Source organism: Bacillota bacterium (assembly GCA_013178305.1).
Taxonomy (GTDB): Bacteria; Bacillota; Sulfobacillia; order JABLXB01; family JABLXB01; genus JABLXB01.
Genome location: JABLXB010000004.1, coordinates 59,985 through 81,195 on the forward strand (window position 1 = coordinate 59,985; position 21,211 = coordinate 81,195).

At 61.2% G+C, this 21,211-nt stretch carries 17 protein-coding genes; 9 read left to right on the forward strand and 8 right to left on the reverse strand.

The window, feature by feature from the left end; translation table 11 throughout:
* Nucleotides 1-78: 78 nt before the first annotated feature.
* The 4 genes from hutH to HPY55_10275 all read right to left on the reverse strand — a co-directional run bounded on the left by hutH (nt 79) and on the right by HPY55_10275 (nt 5,511).
* Nucleotides 79-1,662 (reverse strand): histidine ammonia-lyase, encoded by a 1,584-nt coding sequence (gene hutH, locus HPY55_10260; protein NPV71011.1) that lies wholly within the window; start codon nt 1,660-1,662, stop codon nt 79-81.
* Between the two features lie 19 nt (nt 1,663-1,681).
* Entirely contained in the window at nt 1,682-2,971 is a 1,290-nt protein-coding gene (locus HPY55_10265) for an insulinase family protein (GenBank protein NPV71012.1), read from the reverse strand.
* Between the two features lie 24 nt (nt 2,972-2,995).
* Nucleotides 2,996-4,297 carry an insulinase family protein gene (locus tag HPY55_10270; GenBank protein ID NPV71013.1) on the reverse strand — a complete coding sequence of 434 codons (1,302 nt, stop codon included), beginning with the start codon at nt 4,295-4,297 and terminating at the stop codon, nt 2,996-2,998.
* A gap of 179 nt (nt 4,298-4,476) precedes the next feature.
* A complete protein-coding gene (locus HPY55_10275) occupies nt 4,477-5,511 on the reverse strand; it encodes a GntR family transcriptional regulator (GenBank protein ID NPV71014.1) in 1,035 nt (344 codons plus the stop codon).
* A gap of 490 nt (nt 5,512-6,001) precedes the next feature.
* Between HPY55_10275 and HPY55_10280 the strand changes: the two genes are divergently transcribed.
* The 9 genes from HPY55_10280 to HPY55_10320 all read left to right on the forward strand — a co-directional run bounded on the left by HPY55_10280 (nt 6,002) and on the right by HPY55_10320 (nt 14,432).
* Nucleotides 6,002-7,009, forward strand: a complete 1,008-nt coding sequence (locus HPY55_10280; protein NPV71015.1) for a M20/M25/M40 family metallo-hydrolase — start codon at nt 6,002-6,004, stop codon at nt 7,007-7,009.
* The gene (locus tag HPY55_10285; protein NPV71016.1) at nt 6,996-8,243 is read left to right on the forward strand and encodes a threonine synthase; all 1,248 of its coding nucleotides are present in this window, start codon (nt 6,996-6,998) and stop codon (nt 8,241-8,243) included. Before HPY55_10280 ends, HPY55_10285 begins: the two co-directional genes overlap by 14 nt.
* A gap of 71 nt (nt 8,244-8,314) precedes the next feature.
* Nucleotides 8,315-9,523, forward strand: coding sequence for an ABC transporter substrate-binding protein (locus tag HPY55_10290; GenBank protein NPV71017.1), 1,209 nt, complete (start codon nt 8,315-8,317; stop codon nt 9,521-9,523).
* 77 nt (nt 9,524-9,600) lie between these two features.
* Complete coding sequence (locus HPY55_10295) at nt 9,601-10,470, forward strand: branched-chain amino acid ABC transporter permease (protein ID NPV71018.1); 870 nt, start codon at nt 9,601-9,603, stop codon at nt 10,468-10,470.
* 7 nt (nt 10,471-10,477) lie between these two features.
* Complete coding sequence (locus tag HPY55_10300; protein ID NPV71019.1) at nt 10,478-11,470, forward strand: branched-chain amino acid ABC transporter permease; 993 nt, start codon at nt 10,478-10,480, stop codon at nt 11,468-11,470.
* Nucleotides 11,467-12,276 (forward strand): ABC transporter ATP-binding protein, encoded by an 810-nt coding sequence (locus HPY55_10305; GenBank protein NPV71020.1) that lies wholly within the window; start codon nt 11,467-11,469, stop codon nt 12,274-12,276. Before HPY55_10300 ends, HPY55_10305 begins: the two co-directional genes overlap by 4 nt.
* Nucleotides 12,269-12,976 (forward strand): ABC transporter ATP-binding protein, encoded by a 708-nt coding sequence (locus tag HPY55_10310; GenBank protein NPV71021.1) that lies wholly within the window; start codon nt 12,269-12,271, stop codon nt 12,974-12,976. The genes HPY55_10305 and HPY55_10310 overlap by 8 nt, the downstream gene beginning before the upstream one ends.
* Before the next feature lie 32 nt (nt 12,977-13,008).
* Complete coding sequence (gene cysK, locus HPY55_10315; GenBank protein ID NPV71022.1) at nt 13,009-13,941, forward strand: cysteine synthase A; 933 nt, start codon at nt 13,009-13,011, stop codon at nt 13,939-13,941.
* 83 nt (nt 13,942-14,024) lie between these two features.
* Nucleotides 14,025-14,432, forward strand: a complete 408-nt coding sequence (locus tag HPY55_10320) for an OsmC family protein (GenBank protein NPV71023.1) — start codon at nt 14,025-14,027, stop codon at nt 14,430-14,432.
* A gap of 127 nt (nt 14,433-14,559) precedes the next feature.
* On the opposite strand, the gene HPY55_10325 is transcribed toward HPY55_10320, so the two are convergent.
* The 4 genes from HPY55_10325 to HPY55_10340 all read right to left on the reverse strand — a co-directional run bounded on the left by HPY55_10325 (nt 14,560) and on the right by HPY55_10340 (nt 21,167).
* Nucleotides 14,560-16,404 carry an ATP-dependent metallopeptidase FtsH/Yme1/Tma family protein gene (locus HPY55_10325; protein NPV71024.1) on the reverse strand — a complete coding sequence of 615 codons (1,845 nt, stop codon included), beginning with the start codon at nt 16,402-16,404 and terminating at the stop codon, nt 14,560-14,562.
* A 54-nt stretch (nt 16,405-16,458) separates the two neighbouring features.
* A complete protein-coding gene (gene tilS, locus HPY55_10330; protein NPV71025.1) occupies nt 16,459-17,877 on the reverse strand; it encodes a tRNA lysidine(34) synthetase TilS in 1,419 nt (472 codons plus the stop codon).
* 253 nt (nt 17,878-18,130) lie between these two features.
* On the reverse strand, nt 18,131-20,305 hold the full coding sequence (locus HPY55_10335; GenBank protein NPV71026.1) for a SpoIIE family protein phosphatase: 2,175 nt from the start codon (nt 20,303-20,305) through the stop codon (nt 18,131-18,133).
* Between the two features lie 418 nt (nt 20,306-20,723).
* Entirely contained in the window at nt 20,724-21,167 is a 444-nt protein-coding gene (locus HPY55_10340; protein ID NPV71027.1) for a hypothetical protein, read from the reverse strand.
* Nucleotides 21,168-21,211: the final 44 nt, after the last annotated feature.

The following is a 21,211-nucleotide window of genomic DNA, read 5'->3' on the forward strand; positions in this document are numbered from 1 at the left end:
TAGTCTGTCTACTCCAGCGCTATTCCAGCAGGTGGGCCCTTAGTACGGTTCAGGTTCGCTGTGGTCCACGCGTGGCGGCTACGCCATCGGCCCGGCCGCCTTCTCCACGGCCTCAACCACAGCGCCGCTGCGGATCATGTCGCGAACGGCCTCGATGTCAGGCGTCAGGGGCCTGTCCACTTCGAGGAAGGGCACCCTCGACCGCACGAGGTCGTACGCCGCCCTGGTCCCGGCCCCGAGCCTCTCCGGCCCGCAGAACTCGGCCGCCTGCGCGGCCGTGAGCAGTTCCATCGCCACCACGCAGGCCGCGTTCCACAGTATCTCCCTGGCTTTCCTGGCCGCGATCGTGCCCATGCTCACGTGGTCTTCCTGGTTTGCCGAGGACGGGATGGAGTCGACGCTGGCCGGGGACGCCAGGATCTTGTTCTCCGACACCAGCGCGGCTGCGGTATACTGGACCAGCATAAATCCGGAGTTGAGGCCGCTCCTGACGACGAGGAATGGTGGGAGTCCCCCTGACAACGCGGGGTTGACCATCCGCTCGATGCGCCGTTCCGATATGTTGGCGATCTCGGAGACCGCGATACCGAGGTAATCCATGGCGAGCGCCACCGGCTGCCCGTGGAAGTTCCCGCCGGAGATTATCGTCCCGCCCGCCGCGCCACCCACGGCGCCACCGGGGCGTCCGCCATCCCCGGTCTCGCCGGTCGCGGGGAATATCAGGGGGTTATCCGTGGCGGAGTTAATCTCCGTCCCGAGCACCGAAACGACGTGGCGTACGGCGTCCCTCGAGGCGCCATGGACCTGCGGGACGCACCTCAGCGCGTAAGCGTCCTGCACCCGCTTCTCGCCCGGGGCAGTAGTGAGTCCGCTACCCTTCGTGAGCGTCCTGACGTTCGCGGCGGACTCGCGCGCGCCGGCGTGTGGCCTCGCGGATACGATCAATTCGTCGAACGCGTCCGGGATACCGCGCAGGGCCTCGAGCGTCAACGCGGCGGCGACGTCGGCCGTCTTGAGAAGAACGCAGGCATCGTGGGCCACCAGGCACCCGATCGCCGTCATTATCTGGGTCCCGTTTATGAGCGCCAGCCCTTCTTTGGCTTCCAGCCTGACCGGCTCAATGCCCGCGGCTCGTAGCGCCGAGAGCCCGTCCATCTTCCGCCCCTGGTAAACCGCCTCGCCGCGGCCGATCATCACGGAACAAAGATGAGCGAGCGGCGCCAGGTCGCCGCTTGCGCCGAGGGAACCCTTCTCCGGAACAATGGGGTGCACTCCGGCATTCAGCATGTCTACGAGGGTATTGAGGGTGGTGAGCCGGACGCCCGAATTGCCGACGGCGAGGGCGTTCGCCCTCAGGAGCATTGTCGCCCTGACGTACTCGGCGTCGAGGGGTTGTCCAACCCCGGCGCAATGGCTCACGATCAGGTTTTCCTGTAAGGCCTGCACCTGCCCGGGGTCGATCGTGACCTCGCTGAGTTTCCCGAAACCCGTGGTCACGCCGTAGACAGCGCGACCCTCGGTCAAGGCCCGCTCCACGACGGTCCTGGAGACGTTCACCCTCTCGGCGGCGGCGGGCGACACTTCTACCCTGAGCCCGCCGCGGGCGACGGATACGACGTCTCCGACGGTCAGACTCCGGCCATCAAGCAATATCAGGTCCAATCCGGTCCCTCCCGAAACACTATCTCGGTCGAATGATCGAAACGGCGTGCCTTGAGTCGATCAGGTGCTCGCCCAGGCGTCTCTCCACCGTCCCCGGGGTCAACTCGCGAAGCGCGCGCATGTAGCTGAACAGGTCCGCTCCCTTGAAGAGGTGCTGATTAAACCTGTAAGAGACCTTCTCAGGCGAGTTGAACAGTGATGCGAACTCGCCGATCATCCTGCGCCTGGCCCGTTCAATGTCCTCGTGGCGCAGTCCCACCTCGCGGGCTTTCGAAAGGTGGTCCATGATCCGCGAGTGCAGCGCCTCGGGGTCCTTCGATTCGCCGCCGACAAACGAGCCCGCGAACTCCAGCTCGGACTCGTAAGCCGCGCCGAACTTCTCATCCACGAGCCCTTCCTCATATAGCTCGGAATACAGATCAGATCCGCGGCCGAACAGCGCCTCGAGGAGGACACGCGAAGCCACTTCCGTCTTCAGAAGGTCGAAGCCGCGAACTCCACCCGCCACATCCTTGAATCCGATCTCGATGAGCGGGGTGGCCACGACCATGTCCTGGATCACTGTGCCTTCCTTGACGCCGTCCGGTTCATCTCCATAGAGCCGCCTGATTTCGCCGCGCCGGGCCCTGTCCCGGCCGTCAACGAGGGCTGCTACCTCGTCGAATACGCGTTCCGGTTCGACGGCGCCCACGACGAACACGGCCATGTTCTCCGGGCAGTAGAACGTCTCGTAACACAGGTACAGCATCTCTTTGGTGATCCGCCGTATGGAGTCCACCGTGCCCACCACGTCGATGCGGACCGGGTGGGAGTGGTACAGCGCCCTCATCAGGTTCGATCCGACCCTAACCTCGGGCATGTCCTCGTACATGCGGATCTCCTGCTCGATGATGCCCTTCTCTTTCTCTACGTTCTCGTCCGTGAAATAGGGCCGCTGTACGAAGCCGAGGAGTATCCGGAGACACTCGTAGAAGTTGTCGGTCGTCGAGAAAAGATAGGTCGTGCTGGTGTAGGTGGTGTAGGCGTTGGCGGAGGCGCCGAGCTCCGCGAACTCCTGGAATATATTACCGTGCTCCTCCTCGAAAAGCTTGTGCTCGAGGAAGTGGGCTATGCCGTCGGGGACCTCGACCACACTGCCGGTCCGGGGGTCCTCAAAACGGTTGTCGATCGAGCCGTACTTCGTGGCGAACGTCGCATACTTCTTGTTGTAGTCCTTCTTCGGCATAACGTAGACCGGCAGACCGTTGTCCAGCCGCCTTACGTGGATGCGTTCATCAAGCGTTTCGCTCACGATCCTGTCACCCTGCAATCGGTCCAACCCCCTGCCAGCCCTTCACTTGTTGGTGAGAAAATACACCGTGTCGAGATCCACCCTGGATGCGGCCTCGATCACCTGGTCCTTCGTGACCTCCATGACGGCGGCGATCCGCTCGTCGAGGGTCTCGGGCCTTCCCAGGGCGAGGAGCTCCAGGAACGAGGCGATTATCGAAGCGGGATTGTCCTCCCACGAGCGCAGCCGGTTTACCAGCGCCTTGCGGGTGTAGTCCATCTCCTCGTCGCTGACGTCGCCCTTCCTGATGTCCTCGGCCTGCCGGCAGATGATGTCGAATGCCTGGTCCTTCTTATCCACGTCGATTCCCGAGGTAACCAGGAGGAGCCCCTTGACCGGGTTGTACGTGGAACTCGCATAATACGCCAGGCTGGCCTTTTCCCTGACGTTGGTGAACAACTTGGAGTGCACGAACCCGCCGAATACGCCGTCGTAGAACATGAGCGGGTACAGGTCCTCCCTCGGTGAGGCGTCCACTCTGTAACCGAGGCAGAGCTTGCCCTGGTTCACAGCCTGTCGTTCCGTGACGAACCGCGGCTCACCCGGTGCCTTCTTCCTTATCGTGCCGGGGATCTCCCCACCGCCTCGCCGGTCGAAGCTGAACGCGCGTTCCACGAGGTCGAAGGCGTACTCACGGTCCACGTCGCCTATCACACAGACGTCGACCGGGTTGGTCTCGAGGGATTCCTTGTAGAGTCCATACAACGAGGCGCCGTCTATGGACGGGATGTCCTCGGCAACGCCCAGCTCGTGGAGCCCGAACGGTTCACCACCGCACATCTCCTGCACGCAGCGCACCACGGCGTACCGTGACTTCTCGTTGATGATCCCCGCGATCTCGCGCGTGAGGACGTCCTTCTCCTGCTCGACGTACTCTCTCTTGAATGACGGGCCGGTTTCTCCCCCAGCCGCTCCTCCAGTCGCCCCCGACGTGACCGGCTCCAGGGTCACCCGCCTCAGGAAATCCAGCCCGCGTGCCAGCAGATCCTCGCCGGCGCCGACGTACTTGTGGTTCACGACCTCGAGGCCGAGCTGCATCATGTGGTGCTCGCCGAGCTTGAACACGCCGGCGTCGAACCGCGCGCCGTACATGTCGTCCAGGTGCCGCGCGATCTCCTTCCTGGTCTCCAGCCCGCTGCACCCGCGTTTCAACACCATGGGGGCAAGCGCCATATGGGTGACAGTATCCCGGCCGAGCCTGTTGTGAAGGAATACCTTTACGGTGTTGGTCTTGAACTTGCTCGTAGGATATATGTAGACCCTGACTCCGTTCGAAAGCGTGGCAGGGAAGAAGTCGCCAACCATCAGAGTTCCTCCAGAAGCGACCTAATTGTCCTACGTACCTTGGTGTGCCTTAGTGTGTCTAGGCGTCACGTGAATATCCGGCAGCACCCCGGCCTAATTCGCTTCTACTGCAGGATATTCCTGTTGAAATAGGAAAGCCCACCTTGTCAGTGGACTTTCAGTCTCTAACGCCTATCAGATCAATCCTGTGTGGATGGGGTTGGGTTCTCATTCGCCTGCAACTGAGTGTGAGGACACAGACCCTCCACATACTGACGAAGCATAGCGACGGACTGGTCGTTAATCCTATCGTAAAACAAGAAGATGTTCGCTCCCGGCGCCAGTTTCTCAACCGTAGCCTTGCAGGGCTGAGTAACGAAGAAAGCATCGCCCCAGGCCAGCAGGTTTCTCAGCTCCTCGGTCTCGTGCAAATGTGCAGTCCTTACTTGAGCGCCGTTCCTCACGATATCGTTGACCCTGTTGAGTAAATACTGCGTCGAGTCTTCGCGGCGACAGACCACGCCGAGCCTGCTTGCTGGCGGCATAGTGGAGACCTGTTCGATTGTCTGTGGGTCGCTCTCAACTACCACTCCGAACACTGGTATGTTGTATTTCTGGACTTCGCGCAGCACTGTCGCATAGTGGAAGAATGTAGTCGCAATCGCCTTGGGCGCCTTGGAGACGCCGACCTCTAGATTAAGCCAGCTTTGAAGGTGATCGAGGACCACGGGCTCTACCAGAACATCGAGTTCCCGCGAGAGCTGATCCGCCAGCTTCTCCGCATCAAAAGCCGTGCACTCAACGAATGCCACGCAGCTGCGTGGGTTCAGAACCGCCCTGTCCAGCACCTTCTCGAACACGGTCCTCAACTCTTGAATGGTGTATCCGCTTGACACCGCTCGTAACACGGCCCGGAACAAAACGTCCTCTACCTGGCCGCCAACGGGGGGAGCGAGGACATCATTGCCCGCATTTGGGCTGCCGATTACCTCGGTGCCCCGCTTCGGACGGGCAACGACAAGCGCCTCTTCCTCGAGGATCTTGTAGGCACTGCGCACGGTATGGACGCTGAGGCTGAGATGGCGCGCGAGGTCACGTACAGGGGGTAGCACCATCCCGGACACAAGCTTGCCGGTCGAGATACTCCAGCGGATGTTCATTGCCAGCTGCTTGCATAGAGGCGTAGGTAGACTTCTGTTGATCTGCCATTCCTGCAATAAGTTGGTGTCGATCAACAGGATTCCCCCAGTTCCCGGCATTAGCAAAGGACCTTGCCTATTAGGATGGTCCCCTCCGAGAGACAATTTCTCACTCTCACAGAAACGCGGAAGGAATTCGGCCAAGTCCGTTGAACATAGCCCACTAAACATAACAATAGAAACACATTGTGCCTATTGTGTCAAGCCGTGCCGGATGGCGTTGTTCTACCGCTGCCGGCGTCGTTACCTCAAAACTCGTCTGGTGTGGTGGAACGTCGGTATGCATACGTACGACATCGTCAGGAAACTCGATGCACCCCGGATTCTTGAACACGTGACCCGCCTTGCGTCTTTCGGTCCTCGTAACCCGTGTACGCAAGGTGATAGGGCATCTCTCGACTATATTATCAGACTGGCTGACGAGTGGGGTATCGATCATTGGACCGTGCCCTGCCGCGTTTCAAAGTTTGTGCCACATTCAGCTACTCTCGAGTGTATCGCTCCGGCGCCAGGAACCGTGCTTTGCATGCCCCAGGACAGGACCGGAGCCGCTCCCCCCGGCGGTCTGACGGCAGAGGTCGTATATGCCGGCTACGGACGCGAATCCGATTACGCTGGCAACAACGCAGCCGGAAAAATCGCGCTGCAGGAAACCTGGGGGCTGGATTCGTCGGAGAAACTGTCGATCGCGCGCCACTTCGGCGTCGCAGGCTTGATCTGGATACACGCCCACCCGGGCGGGAAGCTCGCCGCATGGGGACTTACAGCGGAACCGGCGTCAATGCCGGTCGTTTGCGTGTCGTATGAAGACGGTCAGCGGCTGCGCCGGGCCTGCCAGGAAGGTCCTGTCGTCGTGCGCCTCGACTGTGACGTAGCCGGCGAACCCGGATACAGTGACCACCTGTTCATGGAGATACCGGGGACTGATGGCAGTGGGCGCGTTTTCATGCTTGTAGCCCACCGGGATACCACTCACATAAGCCCCGGGGCAAACGATAACGCTTCCGGCATGGCGGCAGTGCTCGAGATCATGCGCGCGTTTCGCGATCAACCCCTACCATTCGGCCTGCGTGCGATGTTTTCGGCGGCGGAAGAAGGCGGCGGCATCGGCCTGGCCCAGTATGCGAGGGAGCACCTGAAGGGCAACTCTCACACGGTTCTTGGGGCGATCAATCTTGACATGATCTCGGTGGGAAGCAATCTCCGCATAGTCACTGGCGATAAGCGGAGCCGTACCAGCGCACGCATCAACGAGTATCTTGCCAGGAGCGCTGCGTCCTTGAATTACCATCTGGATTCGTACGAGATATCGATAGGCCTGGCTGACACCGGTCCGCTTCTTGACGCTGGTATTCCTGCGTCCTGGCTTTTTAAACCAGACGACCCTCGCGTTCACACTGACGAGGATCTACCCGAACATGTGAATGCCAATGACCTCAAGGTGACGGCAGATATCGTAGCCCACGCGCTGATATCAATGGGGAATGACATCGCAGGGATGGGAAAAGGAGGAACTGCAGTTGGGATTCGTTAAGCACCTGGAATGCGTCAGTTGCGGGAGCACGTACCCGGCGGGAGAGCACCGTTACGCCTGCGCCAAGTGCAACGGCTACTTGCAGGTGGTGTTTGACATTGACAGAATGAAGGAAAGCCTGAACCGGCGGGATTTCCAGTGCCGGCCACAGGGGATAATGGAGCGCTGGCTCGAATTCTTGCCAATCGAAAAACCCGAGCTGGTTCCTCGTGTGTCCCTGGGTGAGTCTGTTACTCCGCTCATTCATGCGAGGCACCTTGGACAGTACCTTGGGCTTGATAACCTCTTCTTCAAGGACGAAACGAGATTCCCCACGGGTTCCCTCAAGGACCGCTCCATGCCGCTCGTCGTTCTGAAGGCGCTCGAGTTCGGCTTCAGCTCCGTGTCGATAGTGTCCAGCGGAAACGCGGCTGCCTCGCTCAGCGCATACGCCGCCCGCGCCGGACTTCAAGCAGTGGTGTTCGTGGCAGGCGGCAGGTCAGCACGGCTCGCCAAGTGCCGCTCATATGGGTCCATGCTCATACATGTAGATGCACCGTATTCTGAGGTGGAGGCCTTGTACCTCGAGGCTCGCCAGGCGTACGGCTGGTACGACTGCAACGGGCTCATCAACCCGTTCCGGCTGGAGGGAAAGAAAACGCTCGCCCATGAGGTGTGCCAGAGCCTTGACTGGTCAGTGCCTGACGTGGTGGTGATGCCCACATGCTTCGGTAACGGCTTGGTTTCGGCATGGCGGGGGTTCCTCGAGCTTGAGGCGCTCGGGTGGTGTAGCGGTAAGCCGGCGGTCTTTGGCGCGCAGCCGGAGGCGTGCGGCCCCATTGCTCGCGCGTTCGAACGGGGGGACCGCGACGTCCGTCCAGTGGCGCCGGCGCTCACAGTGGCAACGTCAATAGCAGTCGGCGACCCGTCAATCGGGGGCAAGCGTGTATTGGAGGTGGCCGAGCAATCTCATGGCGGCGTAGCCGGAGTCTCGGAAGAACTCATCCTTCAGGCACAGGCGCTGCTGGCCCGCAAGGAAGGATTGTTCGTGGAACCGGCGGGCGCGGTGGGCGTAGCTGCGATAATCAGACTGGTGAGCGAATCGCGTCTTTCACGTGAGGACATAGTTGTTGCGTCCATTACGGGAGAAGGGTTGAACGATCCTGACGCGATAGAACCGTGGGCGCCATCGCCACATATAGTCACCCCGGACATGGAGAGCCTCAATGCTCTCCTCAAACGAATCGCCTCTTGACATCCGCAAACGGCTCGATTTACCGCGTCGAGGTCAACGCACTCTTGACGAAAACAAAGGGGGAGGAAGAAATGAGAAGCAGTACGGTAAGACTGGCAGTGGTTCTCCTGGCGCTGGTGAGCATGCTGGCCGTTGGGTGCGTTCAGAAGAAACCCGAGGCCACGCCTGGAGCTGCGCCACAACCTCCGGCAGCTCCGGCGGCCAAACCCGAGGTGCCGAAGACCATCAAGATCGGCAACGCAGGAGCGCTGACCGGTGGTCCCGCGCAACTGGGCACCTGGGTAAAGAAGGGCGTGCAGCTGGCGATCGAAGAGGCCAACAAGGCCGGTGGAATCAACGGCGTGATGATCGAGCTCGTGGCCATGGATGATCGCGCGGACCCGAAGGAAGCGGCGGCAATCGCCAATATGTTCGTCTCAGATCCCACGGTGGTGGCCGTGGTGGGTCACCTCAACAGCTCGTGCACGCTTGCATCCGCGCCGATCTATAACAAGGGCGGCCTGGTCCAGATTACCGCGACGTCGAGTTCGCCCAAAGTGACCGAAGCGGGTCCTTACACGTTCAGGGTGTGCAACACGGACGAGCACAATGTTCGCTTCAATGTTCAGCTGCTGATTGACGAGGGATACAAGAAGATCGGTATCCTGTATGAGAATAACGACTACGGCCGTGGGGGCTATGACGTCGCGGTCAAGACCCTCGAGAAAGCAGGGATCAGGCCCGTTTCGGCCGAGTCGTTCATGCTCGACGAGACCAAAGACTTCGGGACTATTATCGCGAAGTTCCGTAAGGCCGGCGCCACTGCGATCTACGGGCATCTCGACCAGTCTGACCTCGCGCTCTTCATGAAGCAGTGCCACGCGGTCGGATACAAGCCACAGCTTGTCGGCGCGGGCGTATACAATCCCGATGTCATCAGGCTTGGAGGCAAGGCCATGGAGGGAGCCATCGGCAACGCGATGTTCCACCCCGACAATATCAGGCCAAGCCTCAAGGCATTCTTCGACAAGTATGCGAACAGGTACAAGGGTGATGGGAGCTCCGTCGAGCCGAACGTGATAGCCCCGGCCGGATACGATGCCGCCATGATGATCATCGAAGCGCTCAAGAAGAGCGGTGTCTCACGTGAAGGGGTCAAGAATTACCTGACCAATCTTAAGGACTTCGATGGTGCTCTAGGGAAACTGAGCTTCGACGAGAACGGCGATACCGTGGTACCGACCATATACGTCCAGGTAAAGGACGGGAAATTCGTCGAGTATACACCCAAGAAGAAGTGACGGGCGGATGTGAAGCCATGACCTGAGCGGGCCATCGCCAGTCATCGGCCCGCTCAGGTTCGAGGAAGAGTGGTACTATGTTCCTGGAACAAGTGATTGCAGGTCTCACACTTGGGTCGACATATGCCTTGCTGGCCCTGGGGTACAGCATGGTGTTTGGTGTGCTGTCTTTCGTGAACTTCGCTCACGGCGATGTTGCCGTGGTCGGTGCATATCTCGCCTGGCTTCCATACGTGAACTGGGGATGGGGCTTTCTGCCTTCGATGCTGTTCGGCATAGCCGGCGGCGTCGCTCTCGGCGTATTCATGGAGAAGATCGGGTACGTCCCCCTCCGGAAGGCGTCCCGTCTAGCAGCCATACTCGTCTCGCTGGGATTCTCATTCGTGATAGCCACCATGCTGCAGCTCACGTTCACGACCGAGCCGAAGCACATGCCGGAAGTATTCGAGATCCATACGTACCAGATCCTCAACACCTCCGTCAACTCGGTTCAGGGCCTCATTCTCCTGCTGTCGCTCGTGTTCATGAGCGGCCTCCACCTGTTCGTCCAGAAAACGCGGGTGGGGATGGTCATGAGGGCTACCTCCCTAGACAAGGACACCGCAGGGTTGATGGGAGTGAATGTTAACAACGTGATCTCCCTCACCTTTGCCATAGGGTCGGGCCTCGGCGTCATCGCCGCTATCATGATTGCGATCTACTATGGTACGGTCTATCCCACAATGGGTTCGATTATCGGGATCAAGGCATTCACAGCGGTCATCCTGGGAGGCGCCGGAAGCATTCCCGGGGCCGTGGTTGGAGGCTTGTTGATGGGGCTTGTCGAGAGCCTCGGTGGGGCGTACATCTCGACCGCGTATACGAACGCGATAGCATTCTTCATGTTGATCCTGACCCTGCTGCTTAGACCCGCAGGCCTTCTCGGAAGAACCATATCGAAAGTGTGAGGCGATAATGGCCGTCGAATTGCGTGCCACCATCAACCGCTGGAAAAGAAGTCGCTGGCTGACCCCGGCAGCCCTGGCCGTGGCATTGGCACTACCGCCACTCTTGCCGAATCAGTACTGGACACACCTATACTTCATGGTGGTCCTCTGGGCCATGCTGTCGTCAAGCCTCAACATCGCCGTAGGATATACCGACCTGGCGAACCTGTCCCACGCGACATTCTTCGGGATTGGGGCATACGCCGCCGCGTTGCTGGCCCTGAGGCTCCACGTTCCGTTCTATCTCACGTTGTTCGCGGGCGGTGTCGTCGCCACGGTGTCTGGATTCCTGCTGGGCCTGCCCAGCCTGAGGCTGAGGGGTATGTATCTCGCCCTCGCCACGATAGGCTTCGGAGAAATCGTCCGGCTCGTGGAGATAAACTGGATTTCACTCACAAGCGGGCCTATGGGTCTGCCCGGAATACCGGGGGCGGAGATGGGCATGTTCGAGCTCAGTAAGGTAGGGTTCGGCTACTATGCACTCGCCATTCTGGTATCGGAGTTGCTCGTAATAAGGAACATCGTGAATTCCAGGATCGGGCGGGCGCTAAGGGCCATTAAGAACGACGATATTGCAGCGGCGTCCCTGGGAATCAACGTCGTCTATTACAAGGTATTCGCGTTCATGCTGTCGTCGTTCTTCGCCGGGGTTGCCGGCAGTGTTTACGCTCATTACATGACATTCGTCAGCCCCAGTTTCACGATGGCCGATTCGGTCACCATGCTCAGTATGGTGATTCTCGGCGGGGCGGGCACGCTTTTCGGGCCGGTGGCGGGCGCGATAGTCCTGGGGTTGCTGCCCGAGATGCTGAGGTTTGCCGATCTGTACAGGATGGTGCTGGTAGGCTCCATCATGATAGTGGCCATAATCGCGAAGGAAGGGGACATGAGGGAGAGGTTCCGGCGGATGGTACGCCGGCTCAAGACCGGACCCGAATTCGAGACAGGTGAAGAACCATGAACCCCCAGGTCAAGGACCGAAAGAGCCTCCTCTCTGTAAAGGGCATCGTCGTGAAGTTCGGCGGGCTAATCGCCGTGAACAACGTCAGCACGGATGTCAAGGAAGGGTCTATCCACGGCCTGATTGGCCCAAACGGCGCGGGTAAGACCACGCTCTTCAACGTAATATCAGGCCTGGTAAGGCCGGAGGAAGGCACTATCGCTTTTGACGGAAAGCCGTGCACCGGCTTGGCTCCGTACAGGCTTTGCGAACGCGGAATAAGCCGGACCTTTCAGAACATCCGGATACTGAGCGACATGACCGTTTTGGAGAATGTTCAGACTGGATTGCACTCGCGCATGAGGACCGGCGTCAGAGATGCGGTCATGCGTACGAGGCGGTTCAGGGACGAAGAAGCGTGGACTCGACAGGAAAGTATGCGGTTGCTCGAATTCGTGGGCCTCGTCCATCTCCAGGATGAACCGGCCAGGAACCTGGCGTACGGTCTTCAACGGCGGCTGGAAATCGCTCGAGCGATGGCCACTCAGCCCAGGCTCCTGCTGCTCGATGAGCCGTCCTCGGGGCTCAACACCGGGGAGAAGGCATCCCTGTCCGATCTGATCAGGGCCATCAACCAGGAGGCCGGCAAGACGATCGTGCTTATCGAGCACGACATGAGACTCGCTATGACACTGTGCGAGACCATCCTGGTCCTCAGCCAGGGGGAGAAGATCATGGAGGGGACTCCGGCCCAGGTTCAACAGGACTCGAGGGTTATCGAGGCGTACCTGGGCAGGGGGTACAGAAAGGGTAGTTCCCATGCTTGAGCTATCGAAGGTCGAAGTGGCGTACGGCGAAAATATCGCTGTCCGGCAGGTCACGATGAACGTCGGTGAGCGGGAAATCGTGGCGCTCATCGGCAACAACGGGGCGGGAAAGACGAGCATATTGAGGGCGATCTCGGGCCTGCATCCGGTGAAGTCAGGCAGAATACGCTTCGAGAACAAGAGGATCGATCACCTGCCGGTTCATGCTGTAACCAGCCTGGGAATAATCCACGTACCTGAAGGGCGCAAGATATTCTCCACGCTCACTGTCCAGGAGAACCTGATGATGGGAGCGCACCGCCTTCGCGACAGATCGGGCATCAAAGCCGAACTCGAGAGGGTCTATGACATGTTTCCAGTGCTGAAAGATAGGCGATTCCAGCCAGGTGGAACTCTCAGCGGCGGTGAGCAACAGATGCTGGCTATCGGCAGAGGGTTAATGGCTCAGCCCGGGATGCTTCTCCTGGACGAGCCGTCGCTGGGCTTGTCCCCCGTGCTGACAGAACGGATCGCGGACAAGATCGTCGAAATCGCGGCCGGCGGCCTTCCCATACTCCTGGTCGAACAGAACGCCAGGATAGCCCTCGAGATATCTCACAGGGCGTACGTGCTCGAAACCGGCTCCGTGGCGTTCGAAGGCATATCGAAAGACCTGCTGGAAAACGAGAAGGTCAAGAAGACGTACCTGGGCGCGGAGTAGCGCCCGGTCTTTCACGAAAGGTGGAATTGCCCGTGCCCAGAATCGCCGGCACCTTGCTCGAAGCAATCGGCGGAACCCCGCTGGTCGAGCTTCGGAGGGTAAGGCCGAAAAACCGAACACGCATTCTCGCCAAGATGGAAGCGGTGAACCCGGGCGGTAGCATCAAAAGCAGGACTGCCCTGGGGATGATCGAGGCGGCCGAACGTCGAGGGCTCCTCCACCCGGACAGCATCATCGTTGAGCCGACCAGCGGTAACCAGGGCATCGGCCTGGCGATGGTTGCGGCGGTAAAGGGATATAAGGCCATAATCGTTATGCCGGAAACCATGAGCATCGAGCGGAGGCGCCTCATAAGGGCATATGGTGCGCAAATCGTGCTGACCCCGGATTGCGGGGATATGCAGAAAACGTTCGAAGCGTGTATCAGGAAGGCCTACGATCTGAGAGACAACGACCCCAGGGTATTCATCCCGCAGCAATTCGAGAACCCCGCCAATCCCGACATCCATAGAAGGACCACCGGTCCCGAGATCATGGAACAGGTTGGAGAGCCGATTTCCGCCTTCGTGGCGGGGGTCGGGACAGGCGGCTCGCTGACCGGCGTAGGAGAGTCTCTCAAGGAAAAGTGCCCGGGCGTGATCATAGTGGCAGTGGAACCGGATAACGCGGCAGTCCTGTCGGGAGGAAAGATGGGAAACCACATACAGCAGGGGATTGGCGATGGCATGATCCCTCCCGTACTCAACACCTCCGTCATTGACCGGGTGATTACCGTGGCGGATGAGGACGCCAGAAACACGGCACGGCGCCTTGCCAGAGAGGAAGGCCTTCTTGTGGGTGTTTCAAGTGGATCCAACGTGTGGGCCGCTCTGACCCTGGCTGAAGAACTCGGGGATGGTAAGACAATCGTGACGGTGTTGCCTGATACGGGCGAACGATACCTGAGCACCGGGCTTTTCGACTGAACCGGGCAAGAAATGGCCGGGGGCACGCATGCCGTAGGCCTTAAGATCCTCCACCCTGTACACGTGAATGGGAGGCCTTTGGAGTGTTGATACAAACCGTTGCAGTCTCTCGTAAAGGTCAAGCCGATTTTGAGGCTTCGCTGCCCTCGGGCAAGAGCATCGTCATGAGTAGTGAAGGCCCTAAACCTGTTGAAATGATCATAGCCAGCCTGGGTGGATGCAGCGCGCTCACTTTGGAGGAAATTTTCAAGAAGATGAGGATTGACGTGGACGACATGGCTATCGAGGTCGAGGGCTTACTCACGGAGGATAAACCCCGCCTGATACTGGGCGCTCGGCTGAGGTGTCGCTTCTGGGGGAAGGACCTGAAGGAGGAACAGGTATCCAGGGCGGTCGACCTTGCGAAGGAGTACTGTTCGGTACACCATACCCTGGAAAAGGCCGGCCCGATCGAGTATTCGTACGAGATCAACCCCCCGAGGCAGTCTTGAGCCCACGTTGTGTATCGTCCATGAGTAGCGAGTCACAATTGAGGGTGCCCTCAGTGGACACCCTCAGAATGTTGACAACGGCCGCAGTCGATTATACCCGGCTGTTGCCGGGCCCGCCTCGCGGGGATTATACCGCCGGAGCGGTGGCCTCGCCGACAACCGCGGCAGGCGAGGGAGCGTCGACGTTGTTGAGGAGCCGCTCCAGCTCCGGTCCCTCGATAGTCTCCCTCTCGATAAGCGTCTCGGCGATGAGATTCAGCTTCTTCTCGTTCTCCTTGAGCAGTCTCTTGGCGCGGTCGAAGCACGAGGTCACGATGTTGCGTACCTCCTTGTCGATCGCCGCCGCCACTTCCTCGCTGTAGTTCCTGTCCCTCGCTATGTCCCGGCCGAGGAACACTTGGTCCTGCTTGTTTCCGAAGGTCAAGGGGCCGAGCTCCTCGCTCATGCCGAATTCCATTATCATGCGCCTGACCATCTTGGTCGCCTTCTCGAGGTCGTCCGAAGCGCCCGTCGATACCTCGCCGAACACCATCTCTTCAGCCGCACGGCCCGCGAGCGCGGACGTTACGCGATCGAGTATCTCGGCGCGCATCACGAGGTACCTGTCCTCGATGGGCAGCTGCAGCACGTAGCCGAGAGCGCCGCCCCTCGGTATGATCGATACCTTGTGCACAGGGTCGGTGTGCCTGAGCATCCGCGCGACGAGAGCGTGCGCCGCCTCATGGTAGGCGATTACCTTCTTCTCCCGCTCGCTGATGATGCGGCTCTTCTTCTCGGGACCCGCAATAACCCTGTCGATAGCCTCCTCGAGCTCGTTCATGCCGACCTTCTTCTTCCGGCGCCTGGCCGTGAGTAGCGCCGCCTCGTTCATGATGTTCTCGATGTCCGCCCCCGTGAACCCCGGAGTCCTCTTCGCGAGGGTCTCGAGGTTTACTTCCTTGTCGAGGGGCTTGCCCCTGGCGTGTACCTTGAATATCTCGACCCGGCCTTTCAGGTCGGGCTTCTCGATGACGATCTGCCGGTCGAATCGACCGGGCCTCAGCAAGGCTGGATCCAGGACGTCCGGCCGGTTCGTCGCCGCCACTATGATGATGCCCTCGTTCACGCTGAAGCCGTCCATCTCGACCAGGAGCTGGTTCAGGGTCTGCTCCCTCTCGTCGTGGCCCCCGCCGTAGCCGGCGCCGCGCTGGCGACCGACCGCGTCTATCTCATCGATAAACACGATGCAGGGGGCGTTCTTCTTGGCCTGGTCGAACAGGTCGCGCACCCTCGACGCGCCCACGCCGACGAACATTTCGACGAAGTCGGAGCCGCTGATGCTGAAGAACGGCACCCCGGCCTCGCCGGCGACTGCCCTGGCTACCAGGGTCTTGCCGGTACCCGGCGCCCCAAAAAGCAGGACTCCCTTGGGGATCCTGGCACCGAGTTCGAGATACCTCTTGGGGTGTTTCAGGAAGTCAACGACCTCCTGCAGCTCCTCCTTCACCTCGTCGCACCCCGCCACGTCGCTGAACGTGATCTTCTTCCGGTCAGATGGCGAATGCAGCCTCGCCTTGCTCCGGCCGAACTGCATCACCCGGCTGCCGCCCCCCTGCGTCTGCTGCAGGATGAAGAAGAACAGCGCGCCGATGACGATCACCGGCAGTATGTTCGTGACGAGGGTCATCCACCACGGTGGCTGCGGCGCGGTCTTGATGTCGACCGCCACACCCCGCTTCACGAGCATGTCGACGAGTCCGGGGTCCTGCATTATGACCGTCTCGAACTCCTGTCCGTCACGCGTCTTTCCGGTCACGCTCTTCCCGTCGACGATGACGACTGACTGGAGCTTGTTCTCCTCGATCATGCGCGTGAATTCGCTGTATGTGACGTGCTTCTTCGCCGAACCCGGGCTGGTTAGCATGTTGGCGAGCGACAGTGTCAATAGAAGTAGCAGGAGATAGAACGCTACCCCCCGGAACACCTTGTTCAACCACCAGCCCTCCTCTCAAGCGTGCCGGATAATTCTATCATAACTCATACATCGTTACAACGAAACCGGCAGTCCAGTTCGGGTGCGGTTATCGCTCGCATTCTCCAGGATGGTCAGGACGAGTACGGTGGTGGTGGCAGGCGTGACCTTGAACCTCTCGTCTATCCTGTAACCACCCACCCACGCGATCTGGTCTCCCGACAGCACGATGGGGACCGAATCTCGCTCGGCGAGCGGCACCTTGAGGGAGGTCATGAAGTCCCCGACCTTCTTGCCGCCCTTCAGCCCGAGCGGGTAGAAAAAGTCCCCGTCGGCGCGGGAGCGGACGGTCAGCGGTCCTTCTACAAGCGCATAATCCAGGTATGCCTTGAGCGGGTCATCGTTGGCCTCTACCCGCGGGCCTGCCTCAGCAACAGGTATTATCTCAGCCGCGATGCTCATGCGCAAGTCCGTCAAATGAGTCACGCCGGGGACCCTGAGCGGCACCGGGCTTCGCAACCCCGCCGATGTGCCCCCGGGTGACCGGGTCAGCCTGAGGGCATTGCGGTCGAGTCTCGCCACCAGTCCGCCGGGCAGATCGAGGCTCGCGCCGGCCCTGCCGGACTCGATCATGCCTATCACTGCCTCAACGTGCCCGAATCCAAGGGGGTCATGCGCATCGATACACGAAGCCTCCGGTGCAGCTGTCGCCGCGCCTCCCAGGACGGCGTCGCGAGCCGCCATGCGGAGAACGCGCCGCTGGATGGACCGTTGAAGTTCGAGGAACCCGCGCCTGTCGATCCTCACGCCCCCGGCGTCGCGTTCCGCCAGGGCTTCCGACGCCCCGCGCGCGGCGGATTCAAGGTACAGGTCGTCCTCGCGCAGGATCTCCGCCGTCCCGGCGAGTACCTCCTTGAGCCTGGGGTTCCAGCGTTCGAGCGACGGGATCACTTGCAGGCGGACCTGGTTCCTGAAGTACAACGGTTCGAGATTCGTCCTGTCGATACGCGGCGAAATGCCGCGTGTGGCGCAATATTCCTCGATTTCCACCCTCGTGACGTTCAGCAGCGGCCTGAAGTACATCCCCCTCACGGGAGGGATACCCGCCAACCCCTCGATGCCGGACCCTCGTATCATCCTCATGAGCACCGTCTCGGCCTGGTCGTCGAGAGTGTGCCCGAGCGCGACCCGCTGCGAGCCTGTACTCGCGGCGGTCTCCTCGTAGAAGCGGTAGCGAGCCCGCCTCCCCGCTTCCTCCGCCCCGGCTCCCCACTCATTCATGAGTCGCGGGACGTCGACGTGCGAAACTACGCACTCCACCCCGAGGCCCGAGCAAAGCGAGGCCACGAACTCGGCGTCCCGCCGCGACTCCTCGCCACGAAACCCGTGGTCGAGGTGGCACGCCGCCAGGCTGAACCCGAGGTCGTCGCGGAGCTCCATGAGGCTGAGGAGCAGCGCCACGGAGTCCGGACCGCCGGAGACTGCGGCGAGCACCTTTTCGCCCCGCCGGACCATGGAGTGCCGGACGATGGTCTCCCTTACTTTGCCGACAAAAGCCCGTGGTGAGAAGCCCAGACGCCATACCCCCGGAGTATTCGAACAGGCTAGGGGTTACTATTTCCCGCACAGGATAAGTATTCCTCCGCGGGCGGCACTTCTAACACTGGTACAATGCGAACCGGTGCGGCCTCGCGACCGCACCGGGGGAGGAACCTGAGGCTTACGCCGGCCCCGCGACTGCCGTACGTTACGCGGGAGGGAACTGGGCGACGACCACGGTCATGTCGTCCCTGATCTCCTTGTCCGCCCCCTTACACGCCGCGAGCGCACGCTCGAGTATCCTGTCTGCCATCTCCTGTGATGACGCCCACCTGGACCTCGAGACGAACGAGGCGACCCAGGGTTCCCTGGGGTTGGGGTCTTTTCTCGCCTGGAGCACGCCGTCCGTAACCATGACGAGCATGTCGTTGGGAAGGATCACCCGCGGGATTGTCTCCACGGGAATGTCCGAGATTATCCCGGCGGGGAGGGACTGCGCGCGGACGACCGCCACCTCGTTTCCCCTCCTGATGAAGCTTGGACACGCACCTATCTTGACGAATTCGGCGTCCCCCGTGGAAAGGTCCACGAACGCCAGGTCCAGCGTGGCGAACGCTTCCCCCGTAGCCCGCGCCACCATAACGGAGTTGACGGTGGACACAGCCGCCTCGCGGTCGAAACCCGCATCCATGAGGGTTTCGACCAGCGCCAGCGCCGCGCCGCTCTCGCCCGCCGCGGCCGGTCCCGCGCCCATCCCGTCGCTCAGGGCGATCATCACGCGGCCGTTCTTCAGATCCTTCACCGCGACGCTGTCTCCCGAGACATCGGTTCCGCCCTTGTTAGCCTTCGCCACGCCCACACTACAACCGATGCGCCTCTGCTCGGGCGGGGCCACGGCGGGGGCGCCGCTGAGCAGTTCGGACGCAACCTCGTCCATGAACCGCGACGCCATACGTAGTTGCGCCCCGAGCACGTGGCGGCCCTCACCCGCCCGCTTCTCCCACCGCCTCGAGCACACTTCGAGTTCGCCGAGGTGATTGACGGAAAGCGCGACCATCTCCGGATAACGGCACCTGAACGAAGCGGCGGAACGAGCGCCGTCGGGGTTCCCCGCGCCGCCGGACCCAGGCGCGCTGGGCGCTCCCCCGGCCGCCTTGCGTATCAGGTCGAACATCCACCTGTAAGTGCTCCTGAACTCGTCCTCCCAGCATCGCCTGAAATCCGTGCACCTCTCGCAGACCCTCGACGTGATCGACCCGAACATCCTGGGCATCTTGTCCTGCTCGTCCCGGGTAACCGTGTAAGCCTGTTCGAATGCGCGGGATATCTCCCTGAGAGCGAGGGAGTAGCCGCGGAGCTTCGCGATCGCGACGTCGATCGTCGCGGCGGCCGGCGCCCTGCCCTGCTCCCCCACGCCCGCGGGCTCCTGAGTAAGCATCCGCCGGAGCGCCGAGGTTACTCCCCCCGGGATCACCAGCACGACAGCAGCGCCCACGAGCGCCTCCGTCATGGACTGGGCGAGGCTGGCCACGTTGGAGGTGTAGAGACTCATCGCCACAGAGCCGAGGAGGAACCCGCTGAAGCTGCCGAGACGCCCGAGGTCCCTGAACATCCCCGCCACCAGCCCCGAAAGCGCCTGAACCCCGATGTAAACCGGGGCGGCGGTCCCCGAGATGCTCGCGACCAGCCCGTATGCGACCCCAGCCGCGGCCCCGGCTGTGCTTCCGCCGGCGTATGCAACCGTGGCGGTGAGCGCGCTCCCGACCGCGTTCTTGAGCAGGAGGGGTCCCGCCCGGACTGGGCCGATCCCTGCGACAGCGGCGGCGAGCAGAATCGCGACCGGCGTGGTCTCCTCCGCCGAATACGCCCTGTGCAGGGGAGTACCCGACCAGATCGCCCGCAAGCCCAGCGCAAACATCACGGTCAGGGTGGCGCACAGGAGCCCCTCAAACACCACCACTAACATGGCGTATGGGCTCCAACCGCCGATGATTAGCATCACGGACCTGACGGTCACGCGCGCTATCCCCGCGCCTGCCGCCGTCTTGATGAGCCTCGCGGCGCCCGCCGACGACCTGACTCCCAGAAACATCAAATAGGCCAGTACCAACCCTGCTGCCGACTCGGCTGCCCCGCCAGGGCCAGCGACCGTGAGGCTACCCATGGCCACCGAAACCCCCGCTGCCATCGCAGATTGCGACAGCAGGAACTCCACGGCCGCGAAAAAGGCGAGGCCGAACGGTGACAGGTTACCGAGTACCGTTACCCGGCCCATGAGCAGCCCGAGCGCCACCACGGGAAGGCTCGTCCGCGCGAATCGCACGGCCGGCTCTACAAACCCCCTCCCGCCCGCTTCACGAGCCCTACCCGTTCCAGCCGGCATTCCCGAAACCACCGCCCCACTCGTGCTTGGATAGGCCGCGGTTCTTGTACGCCTGAGCCATCCAGCCTGTCCCGATTCTACAACTGGAAGTCTGTGGTATTTGTCGTAACGCCCCACAACGCAGGGCCAAAAAAGCGACACGCAGCCCGGTGCCCTGACCACCGAAACACCCGTTTCAAGACAGATCGTTCTAAAGCTGTCGAGGGGCGTCATTTCGACGAAGGCGCGCGCAAATGACACCACAAAGATGTTGGAGAATATACGTGAGAGTAAGTCCGCCATGCGTATGCACGCGTGCGCACGGGTCGTGTTCGTGGGGGTGCTACCTCGTGCTCAATCACCCGCAGGCCATGAGGCTGGAATAGCTGTACGCCGAGGGGCGGTGAGCGCCGCCGGCCTCGCGGCCCGGCGCTGTCACTCAGGCGATGTCGAACCAGTCCAGCCCGAGTTCGATGTAGACCCGCTGCCTGAGCAGGCTGTGGTGGTCGATGATGGAGTCCTGCGCCTCATCGGATTCGTGGGGCTTGAACCCGACCTCGATGCCGATCCCGCTGGTAATGAGCGCGGCCTTCATGTCGTCCTTTATCCCGCTTCCGGAGAACACGATGATTACCGGTACCGGACAGGCCCTTGCGTCTTCAAGAGTGTAGCTGAGTTTCTGGTAGGCAGTGCCGGGCCCTTCCTGGAGCTTCGCCTCTATCCCGAGGTACTTGCCGCGGCACCCCAGCACGATGTCGAGCTTGCGGGGCGTGCCTACAAAGCGGTACCCGACGTTCTTCTCTTCCCTGACGCCGATGGGCGCGTCCCAGGACCCAATGTAACGAACGATCGCCCGCCTGAACCTGGTGGCGTTCTCGGCCACGTCGTCACCCCCGCCGGCTCGCCCGCGGCCGCGCCGCCGGCGAA